Source organism: Streptomyces sp. NPDC001604, assembly GCF_042893475.1.
Lineage (GTDB): Bacteria > Actinomycetota > Actinomycetes > Streptomycetales > Streptomycetaceae > Streptomyces.
The window spans coordinates 12,393-28,975 of the sequence record NZ_JBIAUY010000024.1 but is presented as its reverse complement, the minus strand read 5'-3'; the positions used below and the strand labels follow the sequence as shown (position 1 = coordinate 28,975).

The following is a 16,583-nucleotide window of genomic DNA, read 5'->3' as shown; positions in this document are numbered from 1 at the left end:
ACTTTGTACTGCTTTTCCGGTCGTGCGTCTCAGCTCTGGTTGAAGAACCCGCCCTCTGCGATGCGGGCCTTGTCCTCCGCCGTGACATCGACGTTAGCAGGAGACAACAGGAACACCTTCTGGGTCACCCGCTCGATGCTGCCGTGAAGACCAAACACCAAACCGGCCGCAAAGTCGACAAGTCGCTTCGCGTCTGTGTCATCCATCTCAGTCAGATTCATGATCACCGGGGTGCCCTCACGGAAGTGTTCCCCGATGGTACGGGCCTCGTTGTAGGTCCGCGGGTGAAGCGTGGTGATCCGGTAAGGCTCTCGTTCCGACACGACCTTGGGCATGATCACCGGTGCGTTCTTCTCCAGACTTGCGCGTTCTTGTGTGATGGACGCCACGGGCGCGATGCGCGCCGGACGGCCCGATTCCGCGGGGAGCGAAGCGGAACGTGCGACCGGCTCGCGCGCGGCGGGCGGTTGTACGATTCGCACCTCTTCATCCCTTTGGGACTGATGTGCTACGTGGGACTGGTGGGACGGCTCGTGCCTCCGGTGGTCCCGTTCGGGTTCGGGGTCCAGTTCGGGCTCGAAGTCGTCATCGGGGTCGAATCCCCGGCCGTCGTACCCATCGTCCTCCACGAGGCCGAGGTAGACCGCCATCTTGCGCATCGCGCCGGCCATGCTCTGAGTCCTCCGCTCTGTGGTGGATCGGCTGACGACTGCCAAGTGCCCGCGATCCACGAGGTCGTTGCGCCCGCCTTCGGTGGCACTGACCATATTTTCTGCTGTGGTCCGACTTCCTGGCGACGTTACCCGAGCCTGGGGCGGACTCCGAGTACCGCGGTACCGACGCGTACATGTGTCGCTCCGGCGGCCACGGCCTGTTCGAGGTCCGCACTCATTCCTGCCGAGACCATGTTCGCAGCCGGATGAGCTCGGCGCAGGTCCGTCGACAAATCCATCAACCGCTCGAACGCGGCGAGTTCGCGCCCTGCGTAGGGGCCGGTGAGCGGCGCGACGGTCATCAGACCGTCCAGCCGCAGACCCGGCGCCCCGGCGATCAGCTCGGCCAACTCCTCGACTCCGCCGGGCCCGACACCCCCGCGCTCCCCGCGTCCGCTTTCGTCCGCGTCGAGCGCGACCTGGACCAGACAGCCGAGTTCGCGCTCCTGCCGCACCGCCTCCTTGGAGAGCGCCGTGACGAGCCGGGCCCGGTCGACGGACTGCACCAAACCGGCATAACCGACCACAGATCGCACCTTGTTGGTCTGCAATTGACCCACAAAATGCCAAGTCAAGGGCAGATCCGAGCAGGCCGCGGCCTTGGGTGCCGCATCCTGGTCGCGGTTCTCGGCCACGTGCCGCACACCGAGCTCCGAGAGAATCCGCACATCGCTCGCCGGATACGTCTTGGTGACCACGATCAGGGTCACCTCCTCGCGCTTGCGTCCGGCGGCCGTGCAGGCGGCGGCGATACGACGCTCCACCTTCGCCAGGTTTTCGGCGAGTTCGTCCTTACGGTCCCTCATGCCCCTCAGTCCAGCCAGACATATCCCGCGAGTCGCCCCGTGGTTCGATCGCGGCGGTACGAGAAGTGGTCGGCCGACTCGATGGTGCACACCGGCGACTGCTCCCGGTCGTGCACCCCGAGCCGTTCGAGCTGCGCATGCACCCCGGCGGTCACATCCACCGCCGGCGTGCCCCAACTCGTCTCGGAGTACGCCGCCGGTTCGACGGCGGCCACCTCGGAGCGCATCGCCTCCGGCACCTCGTAGCAGCGGCCGCAGACGGCGGGTCCGGTGCGGGCGACGATCCGGCCCGGCTCGGCGCCGAGTTCGGTCATGGCCCGTACGGCGGCCGGGACGACCCCGGCAACCATCCCGGGCCGCCCCGCGTGCGCCGCGGCGACGATGCCGGCGACCGGGTCGGCGAGCAGAACGGGCGTGCAGTCGGCGGTGAGGACGGCGAGGGCGAGACCACGCTGCTTCGTGACGACGGCGTCGACCTCGGGCACCGGACGATCACCCCACGGGGTGTCGACCACCGCCACCTCCGCGCCGTGCACCTGGTTCATCCAGACCACCCGGGCCGGCTCCAGACCAAGGGACTTGGCGGCCAGTTCGCGGTTGGTCCGTACGGCACCGGGGTCGTCGCCGACGGCTCCGCCGAGGTTGAGCTCCTCGTACGGAACGGCGCTCACCCCGCCCCACCGGTCGGTGAAGGCGAAGTGCGCGCCGTTCACGGTGCTCGTTTCGGAGCGCTGTCCTATCACTTCAGGAAGTCCGGCACGTCCAGTTCCTCGGCCGCGCTGTCCGCGTAGGTCCGCGACGGCGGGACCGGCGGGGCGGCCGTGATGTCGCTCGCCGGCTCCGGAGCGGGCTCCGGGTCCTCCTTCGGCGTGACGCTGCCGAGCGAGCCGAAGGACGGGCGGCTCTCGGGCTGCCGTACCGGAGTGGGTTCGTCGCGGCGGGCCGAGGACGAGGACGAGCCCATGACCGTCTCGCGGCGGGCCGGCGGCTGGCCGCCGTCGAAGCCGGCGGCGATGACGGTGACCCGCACCTCGTCGCCGAGGGCGTCGTCGATGACCGCGCCGAAGATGATGTTGGCCTCGGGGTGGGCGGCCTCGCTGACCAGCTGGGCCGCCTCGTTGATCTCGAACAGGCCGAGGTCGGAGCCGCCGGAGATGGAGAGCAGCACCCCGCGGGCACCGTCGATGGAGGCCTCCAGCAGCGGCGAGGAGATCGCCATCTCGGCGGCGGCCACCGCGCGGTCGTCGCCGCGGGCCGAGCCGATGCCCATGAGGGCGGAACCGGCCTCGGACATCACGGACTTGACGTCGGCGAAGTCGAGGTTGATCAGACCGGGGGTGGTGATCAGGTCGGTGATGCCCTGCACACCGGAGAGCAGGACCTGGTCGGCCGACTTGAAGGCGTCGAGCACCGAGACCTGGCGGTCCGAGATGGACAGCAGCCGGTCGTTCGGGATGACGATGAGGGTGTCGACCTCTTCGCGGAGTTCGGCGATGCCGTCCTCGGCCTGGTTGGCGCGGCGCCGTCCCTCGAAGGTGAACGGGCGCGTGACCACGCCGATGGTGAGGGCGCCCAGGGACCGGGCGATGTTGGCCACGACGGGCGCGCCGCCGGTGCCGGTGCCGCCGCCTTCACCGGCCGTCACGAAGACCATGTCGGCCCCCTTGAGGACCTCTTCGATCTCCTCGCGGTGATCCTCGGCGGCCTTGCGGCCGACGGCCGGGTTGGCTCCGGCGCCGAGTCCGCGGGTGAGTTCGCGGCCGACGTCGAGCTTGACGTCGGCGTCGCTCATCAACAGCGCCTGCGCGTCGGTGTTGATGGCGATGAACTCGACGCCCTTGAGACCGACCTCGATCATCCGGTTGATGGCATTGACACCACCGCCGCCGACACCGATGACTTTGATGACTGCGAGGTAGTTCTGCGGTGCTGCCACGTCGAAGGCCTCTCGCCTCGAGTTACGTGTCGCCGCTTCGCGGGTGAGTGCGATCCGACGACTGATGCCGAATGGGACGGTCCGTTACGCCGACCCGAACCCTAACGTTGAAGTTTAGGGTTACCAGTGTGACTGTTTGCTGGAGTCTTCCGAACAGGACACTAAGTCGACAAGTGGCGCACGTTCAACGAACACGCCGAACCTCCCGTTTTTCTTTTCACCCTATGTGATCAGCCATAGCGCTGCCCAACCAGGGTGCTGGCCTGCGCGGATGTGCGTCAACTCCCCGATGACGCAGGGGCGGTGGGAACCGAGACGTCGAAGTGCCGCGCATCCGGCGCCGCTTTCATGAGTGCGGTGAGCGTACGGGCCTTCGCGGCACCCTTCTCGCTGCTCCCCCACAGGACGCTCCGGCCGTCGCTCAACTCCAGTGAGATGTCGTCGTACGAACGGACCTTGACGGCCTCGGTGACGCGCGCGACGGCGGCCGGAACGGCGCGGGCGACGAGCGCCGCCTCCGCCACCAAGCGGTCCTCGCCGAAGCGCCGCAGGCTCGCGGCGGAGGACCGGGAGGAGGAGGTGTTCAATTCCAGTGCCGGAATGCCTTTCGGGGCTTCTGAAACCGTGGCGAAACGGACACCCTTGCGGTCCACTTCGACGAACTTTCCACCCTTTTGCACAATGAGAACCGGAGTACGCTCGCTCACTTTCAGCCCGATTCCGTGGGGCCAGGAACGGACCACGTCAACCGTGTCAATTCGGGGCAGTTTCCGCCGCAGTCGCGCCTCAATCGCATCCGTGTCGACGGAAATCATCGGCGCCCCGACCGGAACCTGGGCGGCCTCGCGCACCTGCGCGGGCGTCAACACCCGGGTCCCGGAGATCGATACGCGCTCCACGCGCACCCAATGCGAGCCGTACAACAGCCAGACCGTGCCCGCCCCGAGCAGGACGAGCAGCACGGCAAGAATGATGATCGTACGAAGGCGGCGCAGCCTCAACCTCCGCGCCGGAGGCGGGCCGGACGACTCCTGCTGGCGTTCACCGCGCTCGGCGGTCGTCGGTCCGGCCACGCTTCCTGCCTTTCGTCACACGTGCCTAGTGGTGTGCACGGTTGGCGGCGATCGCCTCGTACACCATGCCGACGAGCAGGTCGTCGGCGTCCCGGCGACCGAACTCGGCGGCGGCGCGGGACATCTCGTACAGCCGGTGCGGGTCGGCGAGCACGGGCAGGACGTTGGCCCGGACCCAGTCCGGTGTCAGTTCCGCGTCGTCGACCAGCAGCCCGCCGCCGGCCTTGACCACCGGCTGGGCGTTCAGCCGCTGTTCGCCGTTGCCGATGGGCAGCGGTACATAGGCGGCCGGCAGTCCGACGGCGGAGAGTTCGGCGACGGTCATCGCGCCCGCGCGGCAGAGCATCATGTCGGCCGCGGCGTACGCGAGGTCCATCCGGTCCAGGTAACTTACCGGGACATAGGGTGGCATTCCCGGCATCTGCTGCACCTGCGGCAGTTCGTTCTTCGGGCCGACCGCGTGCAGAATCTGGATACCGGCCTGCTGCAGCCAGGGCGCGACCTGCTGGACGACCTCGTTGAGGCGGCGGGCGCCCTGCGAGCCGCCGGAGACCAGCAGCGTGGGCAGGTTGGGGTCGAGGCCGAAGGCCGCGCGGGCCTCGGGGCGGGCGGCGGCCCGGTCGAGGGTGGCGATGGTGCGGCGCAGCGGGATGCCGATGTAGCGGGCGTCGCGCAGCTTGCTGTCCGGGGTGGAGACGGCGACCCTGGCGGCGTAGCGCGAGCCGATCTTGTTGGCGAGGCCGGGGCGGGCGTTGGCCTCGTGGATCACGATGGGCACGCCGAGGCGCTTGGCGGCGAGGTAGCCGGGCAGCGCGACATAGCCGCCGAAGCCGACGACGGCGTCCGCCTTGGTGCGCTCCAGGATCTGCTCGGTCGCCTTGATCGTGCCGCGCAGCCGGCCCGGGACGGTGATCAGCTCGGGGGTGGGCTTGCGCGGCAGCGGTACCGCCGGGATCAGCGCGAGCTCGTAGCCCCGCTGCGGGACGAGCGTGGTCTCAAGGCCCCGCTCCGTGCCCAGGGCTGTGATCCCCACGGTCGGGTCCTGCCTGCGCAGGGCGTCCGCGAGGGCGAGCGCGGGCTCGATGTGGCCGGCGGTCCCCCCACCGGCGAGTACGACATGCACCGAAATTCACCGCTCTCCGGACGAGCGCGCCGCCGAGGCACGCCGTCTCATCGTGTTCCATCTCCGAGGCCCCCGGTCCCGCACGGCGCCTCCCGCACGCTTTCTACCAAAGCGGGGTTGCCGCATGGAAAGCGCCGCCCGCGCAGCGGGCTCGTCACGCGCGAACGCGATCATCAGCCCGATGGCGAACATGGTCGGCAGCAGGGCGGATCCTCCGTAGGAGAACAGCGGGAGGGGGACTCCGGCGATCGGCAACAGGCCGAGTACCGCACCGATGTTGATCACGGCCTGGGCCGTGATCCAGGTGGTCACGCCTCCCGCGGCATACCTGACGAAGGGGTCCTCCGTACGTCCGGCCACGCGGATACCCGCATAGCCTAGAGCCGCGAAGAGGGCGAGCACCGACAGCGTCCCCGCCAGGCCCAGTTCCTCACCGGTGACGGCGAAGATGAAGTCCGTGTGCGCTTCCGGGAGTTGCCCCCATTTTTCCACACTCGCACCGAGCCCGGATCCGAAGATTCCGCCGGAGGCGAGGGCGTAGATGCCATGCACGGCCTGCCAGCAGTCGGCGACCCCGGACTTCGGCTCGGTGGCGCCGATGCAGGCGAGCCGGGCCATGCGGTTGGGGCTGGTCTTGATGAGGATCACACCGATCGCGGCCGCAACCGACAGCACACCGACGAACAGCCGGGTGGGCGCACCGGCCAGCCACAGCAGGCCGAAGAGGATGGCCGTCAGGATGATCGCCGTGCCCATGTCGCCGCCGAGCATGATCAGCCCGAGCAGCATGAAGGCGACCGGAACGAGCGGCACCAGCATGTGCTTCCACTGGTTGAGGAGCTTCTTGTCCTGCTTGCGGGCCAGCAGGTCCGCACCCCAGAGCACCAGCGCCAGCTTGCCGAACTCGCTGGGCTGGATCTGGAAGGAGCCGCCGAGCGAGATCCAGTTCTGGTTGCCGTTGACCGACATCCCTATCCCCGGCACCTGCACCAGGGCCATCAGGAAGACCGCACCCGCGAGAATCGGGTAGGCGAGCGCCCGGTGCAGCTTCACCGGCATGAGCGAGGCGATCAGCAGCAGGACACCGCCGATGACGGCGGCGAGGAGCTGCTTGCGGAAGAAGTACGAGCCCGGCAGGGACATCTGCAGCGCCGTGATCTGGGAGGCCGAGTAGACCATCACCAGACCGAGCACGGTGATCAGCAGGCTCCCGCCCATGATCAGGTAGTAGGCGGTCAGCGGCCGGTCCCAGGCGCGCTTGGCGTTGAGGTAGAAGCGGCGCAGCGGGTTCTCGCGGACCGGCCCGGCTGCGGCGGGCCGTCTGACGGCCCCCTGCACGGGCGGACGCCCGGTCCGGCTACCGGGCATCGGGGCCTCCGCTGTCCGTAGGGCCCGTGCGGTGGATCGGCCCGGTGCCGAGCTCGGTCCGTGGCGATCCGCGCCCGTCGCGGCCGCGGCTTATCGACACGGCTCCGCCGCCCGGGAGCCGCACGCTCCCCATGACCCGGCTGGGGGCGGCTGCACAGCGCAGTTCCCTGCAGCCGCCCTGGTCCAAACGAAAGGACCTGGCCCTCGACGATCCCACGCGTCCCTCCCAAGGTCGCCCGGCTGCAGGCGGCCGGGTCAGGCGCCGAGTTCGCGGACCGCTTCTGCGAACGCGTCACCGCGCTTGTTGTAGTTGGCGAACATGTCCATCGAGGCGCAGGCCGGGGCCAGCAGCACCGTGTCGCCTGCGGCCGCGAGCCGCTGGGCCTCCTGGACAGCCGCGAGCATCGCCCCAGTGTCGGTCCGGTCGAGGTCGACGACGGGTACTTCGGGCGCGTGTCGCGCCAGGGCTTCACGGATGAGGGCGCGGTCCTTGCCGATGAGCACGACTCCGCGAAGTCGCTTTGCCGACTTGGCGACCAGTTCGTCGAAGGTCGCGCCCTTGGCGAGCCCGCCCGCGATCCACACGATGGACTCGTACGCCGCCAACGAGGCCTCGGCCGCATGCGTGTTGGTGGCCTTGGAGTCGTCGATGTACGCGACCCCGTCGACGTCGGCCACATGCGCGATGCGGTGCGCGTCCGGGGTGAAGTTCCTCAGCCCGTCGCGTACGGCCGCGGCGGGCACCCCGAAGGCGCGCGCGAGGGCCGCTGCCGCAAGGGCGTTGGCGATGTTGTGCGGGGCCGGCGGGTTGACGTCGGAGACCTCGGCGAGCTCCTGGGCGTTCTTCTGCCGGTTCTCCACGAAGGCGCGGTCGACCAGGATGCCGTCCACCACGCCGAGTTGGGAGGGACCCGGGGTGCCGAGGGTGAAGCCGATGGCCCGGCAGCCCTCCTCGACGTCGGCCTCGCGCACCAGGTCCTCGGTGGCCTTGTCGGCGACGTTGTAGACGCAGGCGACGCGATTGCCCTCGTAGATACGGCCCTTGTCGCGCGCGTACGCCTCCATGGAGCCGTGCCAGTCGAGGTGGTCGGGGGCGAGGTTGAGCACCGCCGCCGAGTGTGCCCGCAGGGAGGGCGCCCAGTGGAGCTGGTAACTCGACAACTCCACGGCCAGGACGTCGTGGTCCTCCTCGCCGAGTACGACGTCCAGCAGCGAGACGCCGATGTTGCCGACGGCTGCCGTGCGCAGACCCGCGGCCTTCAGGATCGACGCCAGCATCTGGACGGTGGTGGTCTTTCCGTTGGTGCCGGTGACGGCGAGCCAGGGGGCCGCGTCGGGGCCCCGCAGGCGCCAGGCGAGTTCGACGTCGCCCCAGATGTCGACGCCGGCCTCGCGGGCCGCGACGAACAGCGGCTTGTCCGGCTTCCAGCCCGGCGCGGTGACGATCAGCTCGGTGCCCTCCGGCAGGGTGGCGCCGTCGCCCAGGCGCACGGTGATCCCGAGTGCCTCCAGCTCGGCGGCCTGCTCACGCGCGCGTGCGTCGTCGCCGTCGTTGACGACCGTGACGAGAGCCCCGCGCGCGTGCAGCACCTTGGCCGCCGGGATTCCGGAGACGCCGAGCCCGGCGACGGTGACGTGCTTGCCCTGCCAGTCGGTCACTTGTCCGCTGCCCATCCCGCGTAGAAGAGGCCCAGTCCGACGATCACACAGATGCCCTGGATGATCCAGAAGCGGACCACCACAAGGACCTCGGACCAGCCCTTGAGTTCGAAGTGGTGCTGGAGTGGCGCCATCCGGAAGACGCGCCTGCCGGTGAGGCGGAAGGAGCCGACCTGGATGACCACCGACATGGTGATGAGGACGAACAGGCCGCCCATGATGGCCACCAGCAGCTCCGTGCGGGAGAGGATGGCCAGGCCCGTGAGGACACCGCCGAGCGCGAGCGAACCGGTGTCGCCCATGAAGATCTTGGCCGGCGAGGTGTTCCACCACAGGAAGCCGAGGCAGGCGCCCATCAGCGCGGAGGCGATGACCGCGAGGTCGAGCGGGTCGCGCACCTCGTAGCAGGCGCTGGGGTTGGTCAGGGTCTGCGCGTTGGCGCAGGACTCCTGGAACTGCCAGACGCCGATGAAGGTGTAGGCGCCGAAGACGAGGACGGAGGCGCCGGTCGCCAGACCGTCCAGACCGTCCGTCAGGTTCACGCCGTTCGACATCGCGAGGATCATGAACAGCGCCCAGACCACGAACAGCACCGGGCCGATCGACCAGCCGAAGTCCGTGATGAACGACAGCTTCGTGGAGGCCGGGGCGTTGCCGCGGGCGTCCTGGAACTGGAGGGCGAGCACCGCGAAGCTGATGCCGACGATCAGCTGGCCGGCCATCTTCGCCTTGGCCCGGAGGCCCAGCGAGCGCCGCTTGACGATCTTGATGTAGTCGTCGAGGAAGCCGACCAGGCCCATGCCGCACATCAGGCCGAGCACCAGCAGACCCGAGTAGCTCGGGGCGTAGCCGGTGATGACCTTGGAGAGGAAGTACGCGGCCACCGTCGCGAGGATGAAGGCGATGCCGCCCATGGTCGGCGTACCGCGCTTGCTGGCGTGCTCGCGCGGGCCGTCGTCCCGGATGTACTGGCCGTAGCCCTTGCGGGCCAGCAGCTTGATCAGCAGCGGGGTGCCGACCAGCGTCAGGAAGAGGCCGATGACTCCCGAGAACAGGATCTGCTTCATCATCGGGCGGCAACCTCACCCTCGGCACCGGTCTCGAGCAGCGCCTGGGCGACGCTCTCGAGGCCGACCGAACGGGACGCCTTCACGAGTACGACGTCTCCCGGGCGCAACTCGCTGCGCAACAGGTCGACCGCCGCCTGTGCGTCGGACACGTGCACCGACTCCTCACCCCACGAACCCTCGTTATATGCGCCCAGTTGCAGCCAGGACGCTTCCCTGCCCCCGACCGCGACGAGCTTGCCGACATTGAGCCGGACGGCGAGCCGTCCGACCGCGTCGTGCTCGGCGAGCGCCTCGTCCCCGAGCTCGGCCATCTTGCCGAGCACCGCCCAGGTCCGCCGCCCGTTGCCCATGGCCGCGAGCGCGCGCAGGGCGGCTCGCATGGACTCGGGGTTCGCGTTGTAGGCGTCGTTGACGATGGTCACGCCGTCCGGTCGCTCGGTGACCTCCATGCGCCAGCGGGAGAGGGAGCCCGCCTCGGAGAGCGCGGTGGCGATCTCTTCCGCGGACATGCCCAGCTCATGGGCGACGGCGGCCGCGGCGAGCGCGTTCGACACGTGGTGCTCACCGTACAGGCGCATGGTCACATCGCTTGCACCGGAGGGTGTGTGGAGCGTGAAGGCAGGCTGTCCACTGTCCGTGAGTCGCACGTTCTCGGCGCGTACGTCCGCTTCGTCGGCCTCCCCGAAGAGCAGCACCTTCGCCTTGGTACGGGACGCCATGGCCCGTACGAGGGGGTCGTCAGCGTTGAGGATCGCGGCTCCGCCGTCTTCTGATGACGGCAGGGACTCCACCAGTTCGCCCTTGGCCTGCGCGATCTGCTCGCGGCCGCCGAACTCGCCGATGTGGGCGGTGCCGACGTTGAGGACGAGGCCGATCTTCGGGGGCGTCAGACCGGTGAGGTAGCGGATGTGGCCGATGCCGCGGGCGCCCATCTCCAGGACGAGGAACCTGGTCTCCTCGGTGGCGGACAGGGCGGTGAGGGGCAGCCCGATCTCGTTGTTGAGCGAGCCGGGCGTGAACACCGTCGGCGCCTTGCGCTGCAGGACCTGGGCGATCAGGTCCTTGGTGCTGGTCTTGCCCGCGGAGCCGGTGAGGGCCACGAGGGTCGCGCCGAGGCGTCGTACGACATGGCGGGCGAGGGCTCCGAGGGCGCTCTGGACGTCCTCGACGACGATCGCGGGCACGCCGACGGGGCGCGACGCCAGTACGGCGACCGCGCCCGCCTCGACGACCTGGGCTGCGAAGTCGTGGCCGTCGACCCGTTCGCCGACGAAGGCGGCGAAGAGGCTGCCGGGCTGTACCTCGCGGGAGTCCCGGACGACCGGAGCCGTGACCTGGACGGACGGATCCGGTATGTCGTGCGTCTGCCCGCCGACGACTTCTGCGATCTCGGCGAGAGAGAGGGCGATCACAAGTTCATCCCTGGGTCTTCTGGATGGCTTCTCGAAGCACCTGGCGGTCGTCGAAGGGACGGACCACCCCGGCGATGTCCTGGCCCTGCTCGTGGCCCTTGCCCGCGACCAGCACGGTGTCTCCGGGCCGTGCTCGGGCGACGGCTGCGGCGATCGCGGCGGCCCGGTCCTCGAAGACCTGGACCTCGCCGCGTTCGTGTGCTGGTACGGACGCCGCGCCCTCGAGCATGGTTGCAAGGATGGCGAGGGGGTCCTCGGAGCGGGGGTTGTCGGAGGTCAGTACGGCGGTGTCGGCGAGGCGGGCGACGGCGGCGCCCATCGGCGCCCGCTTGGTCCTGTCCCGGTCGCCGCCGCAGCCGAGCACGACGTGCAGCCTGCCCTCGGTGACCTTGCGCAGGGCGCGCAGGACCGATTCGACGGCGTCGGTCTTGTGGGCGTAGTCGACGACGGCGAGATAGGGCTGTCCGGCGTCCACGCGCTCCAGGCGGCCCGGCACGCCCGGCACGGCGGCGATGCCGTCGGCGGCGGTCTGCGGGTCGAGGCCCGCCGCGGCCAGGGCGACGATCGCGGCGAGGGTGTTGGCCACGTTGAAGCCGCCCGGCAGCGGCGCCTTCGCCTCGATCCGCTCGCCCTCGGGGCCGATCACGGTGAACGTCGAGTCCAGCGGGCCGACTTGGACGTCCTCGGCGCGCCAGTCGGCGTCGGGATGGCCCTCGGCCGAGTAGGTCACGACCGGGACGCCGGCCTCGTCGATCAGCCTGCGGCCGTACTCGTCGTCGAAGTTGACGACGCCCAGCTTGCTGCGTTCCGGCGTGAACAGCTGTGCCTTGGCCCGGAAGTAGTCCTCCATGTCGGAGTGGAACTCCATGTGTTCCGGGCTGAGGTTGGTGAAGACGCCGATGTCGAAGACGCAGCCGTCGACCCGGCCGAGGACCAGCGCATGGCTGGAGACCTCCATGGCGACCGCCTCGACCCCGCGTTCGCGCATGACGGCGAACAGGGCCTGCAGGTCGGTGGCTTCGGGGGTGGTGCGCTCGGACTTGATGCGCTCGTCGCCGATGCGCATCTCGACCGTGCCGATCAGACCGGTGTTGCTCTTGGTCTTCAGGCCGCCCTCGACCAGGTAGGCGGTGGTGGTCTTGCCGGAGGTGCCGGTGATGCCGATCTGGAGCAGATCGCGGCCCGGGTGGCCGTAGATCGTGGCCGCCAGCTCGCCCATCCGCCCGCGCGGGTCGTCGACGACCAGGACCGGCAGACCGGTCGCGGCGGCGCGCTCGGCGCCGGTCGGGTCGGTCAGCACGGCGACCGCGCCGAGGCCGGCGGCCTGGGTGACGAAGTCGGCGCCGTGCAGACGGGCACCCGGCAGGGCGGCGTACAGGTCGCCGGGGCGGACGGCGCGCGAGTCATGGGTGATGCCCGTGACCTCGGCGGCGCTCTCCGGCGCGATGGCACCCAGCTGATCGGCGAGTTCCGCGAGGGGTGTGGCGGAGACCTGCACCGGCCTGGGCGGCCCCGGGTATGTCACGGATGCGCCCTTCTGGGTGGTTTGGGACTGATCAGCGTGTGGCACGGCGGTGAGCGTACCGGGCGCACCCGCTTGGGAGCGAAGCGAGGGGGCGGGGGTGCCCGGCTTGCCGGAGTCGGGAGTGATCATGGTCACGGAGCGTTCCTGGCTGGTTGCGCTGATCAGAAGGTGACGGGCAGGTTCGCGGCCTGCGCACCCGTGGGCGGGACCTGGAGGGTCTTCAGTGCGAACTCCATCACCTCCTTGTAGATGGGTCCGCAGATCTGGCCGCCGAAGTAACTTCCGCTCGTGGCGTTCTGGATGGCGCAGTACACGGTGATGCGGGGGTTGTCCGCAGGTGCGAATCCGGCGAACGAGGAGGTGTAGCCGCGGTACTGGCCGGTGGCCGGATCCACGCGGTTGGCCGTACCCGTCTTGCCCGCGACCCGGTAGCCGGGGATACGGGCCTTGTTGCCGGTTCCCTCCCGGTCGTCGACGACCGACTCCAGCATCTGGGCGAGGGTCCTCGCCGTCTTCGCGCTGACGACCCGTGTCTTCTCGGGCTTCGGGGTCGGGGTGAAGCGCCCGTCGGGTCCCTTGGTGCCGCGCACCAGCGTGGGCTGGATGCGGATGCCGCCGTTGGCGATGGTCGAGTAGACGGACGCCGCCTGCAGCGCGTTGATGGAGAAGCCCTGGCCGAAAGGAATCGTGTACTGCTGCGACGTCGACCACTTGGCGGGCGGGGCGAGGATGCCCTTGGTCTCGCCGGGCAGGCCGAGTCCGGTGTAGCTGCCGATGCCGAACTTCCGCAGATACGAGTAGAGGACGTCGTTGGCCTGCGCCTGCGTCCTGCCCAGCTGGCCGGTGGCCAGGATGGTGCCGATGTTGCTGGACTTGGCGAGCACGCCGTTGAGCGTGAGGTTCCAGGTGTCGTGGTCGATGTCGTCCTTGAAGAGCCGGTCGCCGCGGTGCAGCCGGTTCGGCACGACGACATGCGTCAGCGGGGTGGCGACGTTCTCCTGGAGTACGGCCGCCATCGACATGATCTTGGCGGTGGAGCCGGGCTCGTAGGCGTCCTCGACGGCCCAGTTGTGCAGGGCGTTCGGGTTCGCCTTGGAGAGGTCGTTGGGGTCGAAGCCCGGCGCGTTGGCCATCGCCAGGATCTCGCCGGTGCGGGTGTCCTGCACTATCACGTACCCGCGGTCCGCACCGGACTTCCTCACCTGCTCGCTGATCGCGTTCTGCGCGGCCCACTGGATGTCGCGGTCGAGGGTGAGCTCGACGTCGCTGCCGGGCACGGCGGGCGTCTCGGTGGAGCCCGCGGTGGGCACCAGGCGGCCGCCGGACTGGGCGTAGCGGATCTTGCCGTCCTTGCCGGCCAGCTCCTTGTTGAGCTCCTGCTCGACGCCTCCGCCGCCCTTGCCCTGGTCGTTGACCCAGCCCAGTATCCCGGCGGCGAGGTCCCCGTTGGGATAGATCCGCTTGCTGCTGGGGTCGGCGAAGACACCGGCGAGGACGTTGACCGTGGACTTGTCCTTCTCGCCCTTGGCGGTGAGCGCGGTCTTCAGGTCCTTGATCTGCTTCCAGACCTGCGGGGTCTGGCGGCGGGCGAGCAGGACGTAGCGCAGCTTCTTGTTCTTGGGGCGGAGCTTGTGGACGAGCGTGTCCTGGTCCATGCCGAGGATCGGCGCGAGGAGCGCTGCGGCCTGCTCGGGGCCGTCGCCGACCTTCAGCTGGTCGCGGGTGAACATCGTGGGGTCGGCCGTGAGGTCGTAGGCGTCCACGCTGGTCGCCAGGGCCACGCCGTTGCGGTCGAGGATGCCGCCGCGCTCGGCGGTCAGGACATGGCCCACGTAGCGGTTCTGGTCGGCCTTGGCGGCGTAGGCGCTCGCGTCCACGGCCTGCACCTGCAGCAACCGTACGACGAAGGCGATCAGCACCAGGGTGAGCGCCAGGCTGACCATGCGCAGCCGGGGGCGGGGGCTGCCCAGCCGCAGGGCGGCCGGGGCCGCAGGGCGGCCCGGAGCCGGGCGGCGGGCGGGGCGGGCGCCGGAGCCCGGGCGCCTGGCGCCGGCGGCGGGGCGGTCGGGGCGCGCGGGGCCGGGCACGCGGCGGCGCGGCGGTTGCCTTTCTCCAGAAGTGTCTGGCACTTCCGTCACCTGCCGGGGGTCGTGGTCGTCTGGGCGGGATCGGCTTGTGGGGTGGCCGGCGTACCGGCGGCCGGCGGGGCCGCGGCGGGCGCCGGCGGGAGCAGGACGAGCGGCATCTGCACCGCGGACTGCTGGGCTGCCCGGCTGACGGCCTGTTGGCCGGCGACCGAGGGGACGCCCTTGACGGTGCCGTCGGGGTTCAGGAACACGGGGTCCCCGCCGGGGATCATGCCGAGCTCGCGGGCCCGCTGCTGGAGGGCTTCGGGGGCGGAGTAGGAGTCGATGTCCCGCTGGAGCCCCTGTTCCTCGTCGGTGAGGCTCTTGGTGTCCCTCTGGAGGTCGTCGAGCTTGAACGAGCCTTCGCTGAGCGCGGAGTTCAGCACCAGGAGCGCGATCAGGCCGCCGCCCAGGAGGAGCACGACGAGCAGGACGAAGGGGGTGCGGGCCGCCTGTGCACGGCTTCCAGGTCCGGGGAAGAGGCGTGCGAGACGAGCGGCCCGCCCCCTCAGTTCGGGTTTCCTGCTCACTCGGCCTCCAGTGAGTCCGGTCGCCAGGCCCACTCGCTCGCCAACTCGTTCACCCTCATTCGATGGACTCCCTGATGCGCTGGGCTCCGCGCAGCCGCGCCGGTGCCGCCCGCCGGTTCTCGGCGACCTCTTCCTCGGTGGGAAGTTCGGCACCGCGGGTGAGCAGCTTGAGCCGGGGCTGGTACTGCTCGGGCACGACCGGCAGTCCGGGGGGCGCGGTGGTGGCGGCTCCGGCCGCGAAGACCTGCTTGACCAGGCGGTCCTCGAGCGAGTGGTACGACAGCACGGCGATCCGTCCACCCACGGCGAGCGCCTCCACGGCGGCCGGGATCGCCCGCTCCAGGACGGACAGCTCGCCGTTGACCTCGATGCGCAGGGCCTGGAAGGTGCGCTTGGCCGGGTTGCCGCCGGTGCGCTTGGCGGCCTGCGGCAGCGCGTCCCGGATCAGTTCGACGAGCCGCGCGCTGTTGCTGAACGGCTCCTTCTCACGCTCGCGCACGATGGCGGCCACGATCCGCTTGGCCTGCTTCTCCTCGCCGTAGGCCCGCAGGATCCGGACGAGCTCACCGGCCGGGTAGGTGTTGAGGACCTCGGCGGCGCTCATGCCGGTCGTCTGGTCCATGCGCATGTCGAGGGGGGCGTCCTGGGCGTAGGCGAAGCCGCGGTCGGCCTCGTCGAGCTGCATGGAGGAGACGCCGAGGTCGAACAGGACGCCCTGCACGCGCGGGATGCCGAGCCGCTGGAGTACGTCCGGGAGCTCGTCGTAGACCGCGTGCACCAGGGTGGCCCGCTCACCGAAGGGCGCGAGGCGCTCGCCGGACAGGCGCAGCGCCTCCTTGTCGCGGTCCAGGGCGACCAGCCGGGCCTCGGGGAACTGCGTGAGCAGGGCCTCGCTGTGCCCACCGAGGCCGAGGGTGCAGTCGACGACCACCGCTCCCGGCCGCTGCAGGGCGGGGGCCAACAGGTCCAGGCACCGCTGGAGCATCACCGGGACATGTCGACTCTGGCTCAAGGGGCCCTCTCAGATCCGGCGCGGGTGATACGCACCGCCGGGTCCCCGCCCGCTCGTGAAGGGGAGGTCTGCCGGCGCCAGGAGCGTCAGCCGACCGGGAGCGGGAGGAGGCCGAGCCGTACGTACGCGCCGCGCACGTGGGGAGACCGTCCGTGCGAGCCGGGGTCTCCGGGGATTTCAGTCCAGCAGGGAGATCCTCGCCTCCCGCTTCGCGTCACTTTAGTCCACGG

General features: G+C 70.0%; 14 protein-coding genes. All 14 read right to left on the bottom strand.

Annotation, left to right across the window (positions count from 1 at the left end):
* Positions 1-29 precede the first annotated feature (29 nt).
* On the bottom strand, positions 30-671 hold the full coding sequence (locus tag ACFY1E_RS41990; protein ID WP_115908675.1) for a cell division protein SepF: 642 nt from the start codon (positions 669-671) through the stop codon (positions 30-32).
* A 128-nt stretch (positions 672-799) separates the two neighbouring features.
* Positions 800-1,519 carry a YggS family pyridoxal phosphate-dependent enzyme gene (locus ACFY1E_RS41985; RefSeq protein WP_389086278.1) on the bottom strand — a complete coding sequence of 240 codons (720 nt, stop codon included), beginning with the start codon at positions 1,517-1,519 and terminating at the stop codon, positions 800-802.
* A 5-nt stretch (positions 1,520-1,524) separates the two neighbouring features.
* The gene (pgeF, locus tag ACFY1E_RS41980) at positions 1,525-2,262 is read right to left on the bottom strand and encodes a peptidoglycan editing factor PgeF (protein ID WP_389086276.1); all 738 of its coding nucleotides are present in this window, start codon (positions 2,260-2,262) and stop codon (positions 1,525-1,527) included.
* Positions 2,259-3,455 carry a cell division protein FtsZ gene (gene ftsZ / locus ACFY1E_RS41975; protein ID WP_389086273.1) on the bottom strand — a complete coding sequence of 399 codons (1,197 nt, stop codon included), beginning with the start codon at positions 3,453-3,455 and terminating at the stop codon, positions 2,259-2,261. The genes pgeF and ftsZ overlap by 4 nt, the downstream gene beginning before the upstream one ends.
* A 278-nt stretch (positions 3,456-3,733) precedes the next feature.
* Complete coding sequence (locus ACFY1E_RS41970; protein WP_389086271.1) at positions 3,734-4,528, bottom strand: cell division protein FtsQ/DivIB; 795 nt, start codon at positions 4,526-4,528, stop codon at positions 3,734-3,736.
* A gap of 25 nt (positions 4,529-4,553) precedes the next feature.
* Positions 4,554-5,651, bottom strand: coding sequence for an undecaprenyldiphospho-muramoylpentapeptide beta-N-acetylglucosaminyltransferase (gene murG, locus ACFY1E_RS41965; protein ID WP_389086268.1), 1,098 nt, complete (start codon positions 5,649-5,651; stop codon positions 4,554-4,556).
* Positions 5,652-5,657: 6 nt separating this feature from the next.
* The gene (gene ftsW, locus ACFY1E_RS41960) at positions 5,658-7,019 is read right to left on the bottom strand and encodes a putative lipid II flippase FtsW (RefSeq protein ID WP_389086266.1); all 1,362 of its coding nucleotides are present in this window, start codon (positions 7,017-7,019) and stop codon (positions 5,658-5,660) included.
* 255 nt (positions 7,020-7,274) lie between these two features.
* Positions 7,275-8,693, bottom strand: a complete 1,419-nt coding sequence (gene murD / locus ACFY1E_RS41955) for a UDP-N-acetylmuramoyl-L-alanine--D-glutamate ligase (protein WP_389086263.1) — start codon at positions 8,691-8,693, stop codon at positions 7,275-7,277.
* Positions 8,675-9,748, bottom strand: a complete 1,074-nt coding sequence (mraY, locus tag ACFY1E_RS41950; protein ID WP_181922491.1) for a phospho-N-acetylmuramoyl-pentapeptide-transferase — start codon at positions 9,746-9,748, stop codon at positions 8,675-8,677. Before mraY ends, murD begins: the two co-directional genes overlap by 19 nt.
* On the bottom strand, positions 9,745-11,160 hold the full coding sequence (murF, locus tag ACFY1E_RS41945) for a UDP-N-acetylmuramoyl-tripeptide--D-alanyl-D-alanine ligase (RefSeq protein ID WP_389086260.1): 1,416 nt from the start codon (positions 11,158-11,160) through the stop codon (positions 9,745-9,747). The genes mraY and murF overlap by 4 nt, the downstream gene beginning before the upstream one ends.
* Before the next feature lie 4 nt (positions 11,161-11,164).
* Positions 11,165-12,685, bottom strand: a complete 1,521-nt coding sequence (locus ACFY1E_RS41940) for a UDP-N-acetylmuramoyl-L-alanyl-D-glutamate--2,6-diaminopimelate ligase (protein ID WP_389086512.1) — start codon at positions 12,683-12,685, stop codon at positions 11,165-11,167.
* Positions 12,686-12,846: 161 nt separating this feature from the next.
* Entirely contained in the window at positions 12,847-14,814 is a 1,968-nt protein-coding gene (locus ACFY1E_RS41935; RefSeq protein WP_389086257.1) for a peptidoglycan D,D-transpeptidase FtsI family protein, read from the bottom strand.
* A 5-nt stretch (positions 14,815-14,819) separates the two neighbouring features.
* On the bottom strand, positions 14,820-15,341 hold the full coding sequence (locus ACFY1E_RS41930; protein WP_389086254.1) for a septum formation initiator family protein: 522 nt from the start codon (positions 15,339-15,341) through the stop codon (positions 14,820-14,822).
* A gap of 55 nt (positions 15,342-15,396) precedes the next feature.
* On the bottom strand, positions 15,397-16,353 hold the full coding sequence (gene rsmH / locus ACFY1E_RS41925; RefSeq protein ID WP_389086252.1) for a 16S rRNA (cytosine(1402)-N(4))-methyltransferase RsmH: 957 nt from the start codon (positions 16,351-16,353) through the stop codon (positions 15,397-15,399).
* Positions 16,354-16,583 lie beyond the last annotated feature (230 nt).

Bases quoted from the DNA above. Each gene is read 5' to 3' on its own strand.
- mraY (WP_181922491.1), bottom strand. From the start codon at position 9,748: ATGATGAAGCAGATCCTGTTCTCGGGAGTCATCGGCCTCTTCCTGACG.
- ftsW (WP_389086266.1), bottom strand. From the start codon at position 7,019: ATGCCCGGTAGCCGGACCGGGCGTCCGCCCGTGCAGGGGGCCGTCAGA.
- ACFY1E_RS41990 (WP_115908675.1), bottom strand. From the start codon at position 671: ATGGCCGGCGCGATGCGCAAGATGGCGGTCTACCTCGGCCTCGTGGAG.
- murD (WP_389086263.1), bottom strand. From the start codon at position 8,693: ATGGGCAGCGGACAAGTGACCGACTGGCAGGGCAAGCACGTCACCGTC.
- ACFY1E_RS41985 (WP_389086278.1), bottom strand. From the start codon at position 1,519: ATGAGGGACCGTAAGGACGAACTCGCCGAAAACCTGGCGAAGGTGGAG.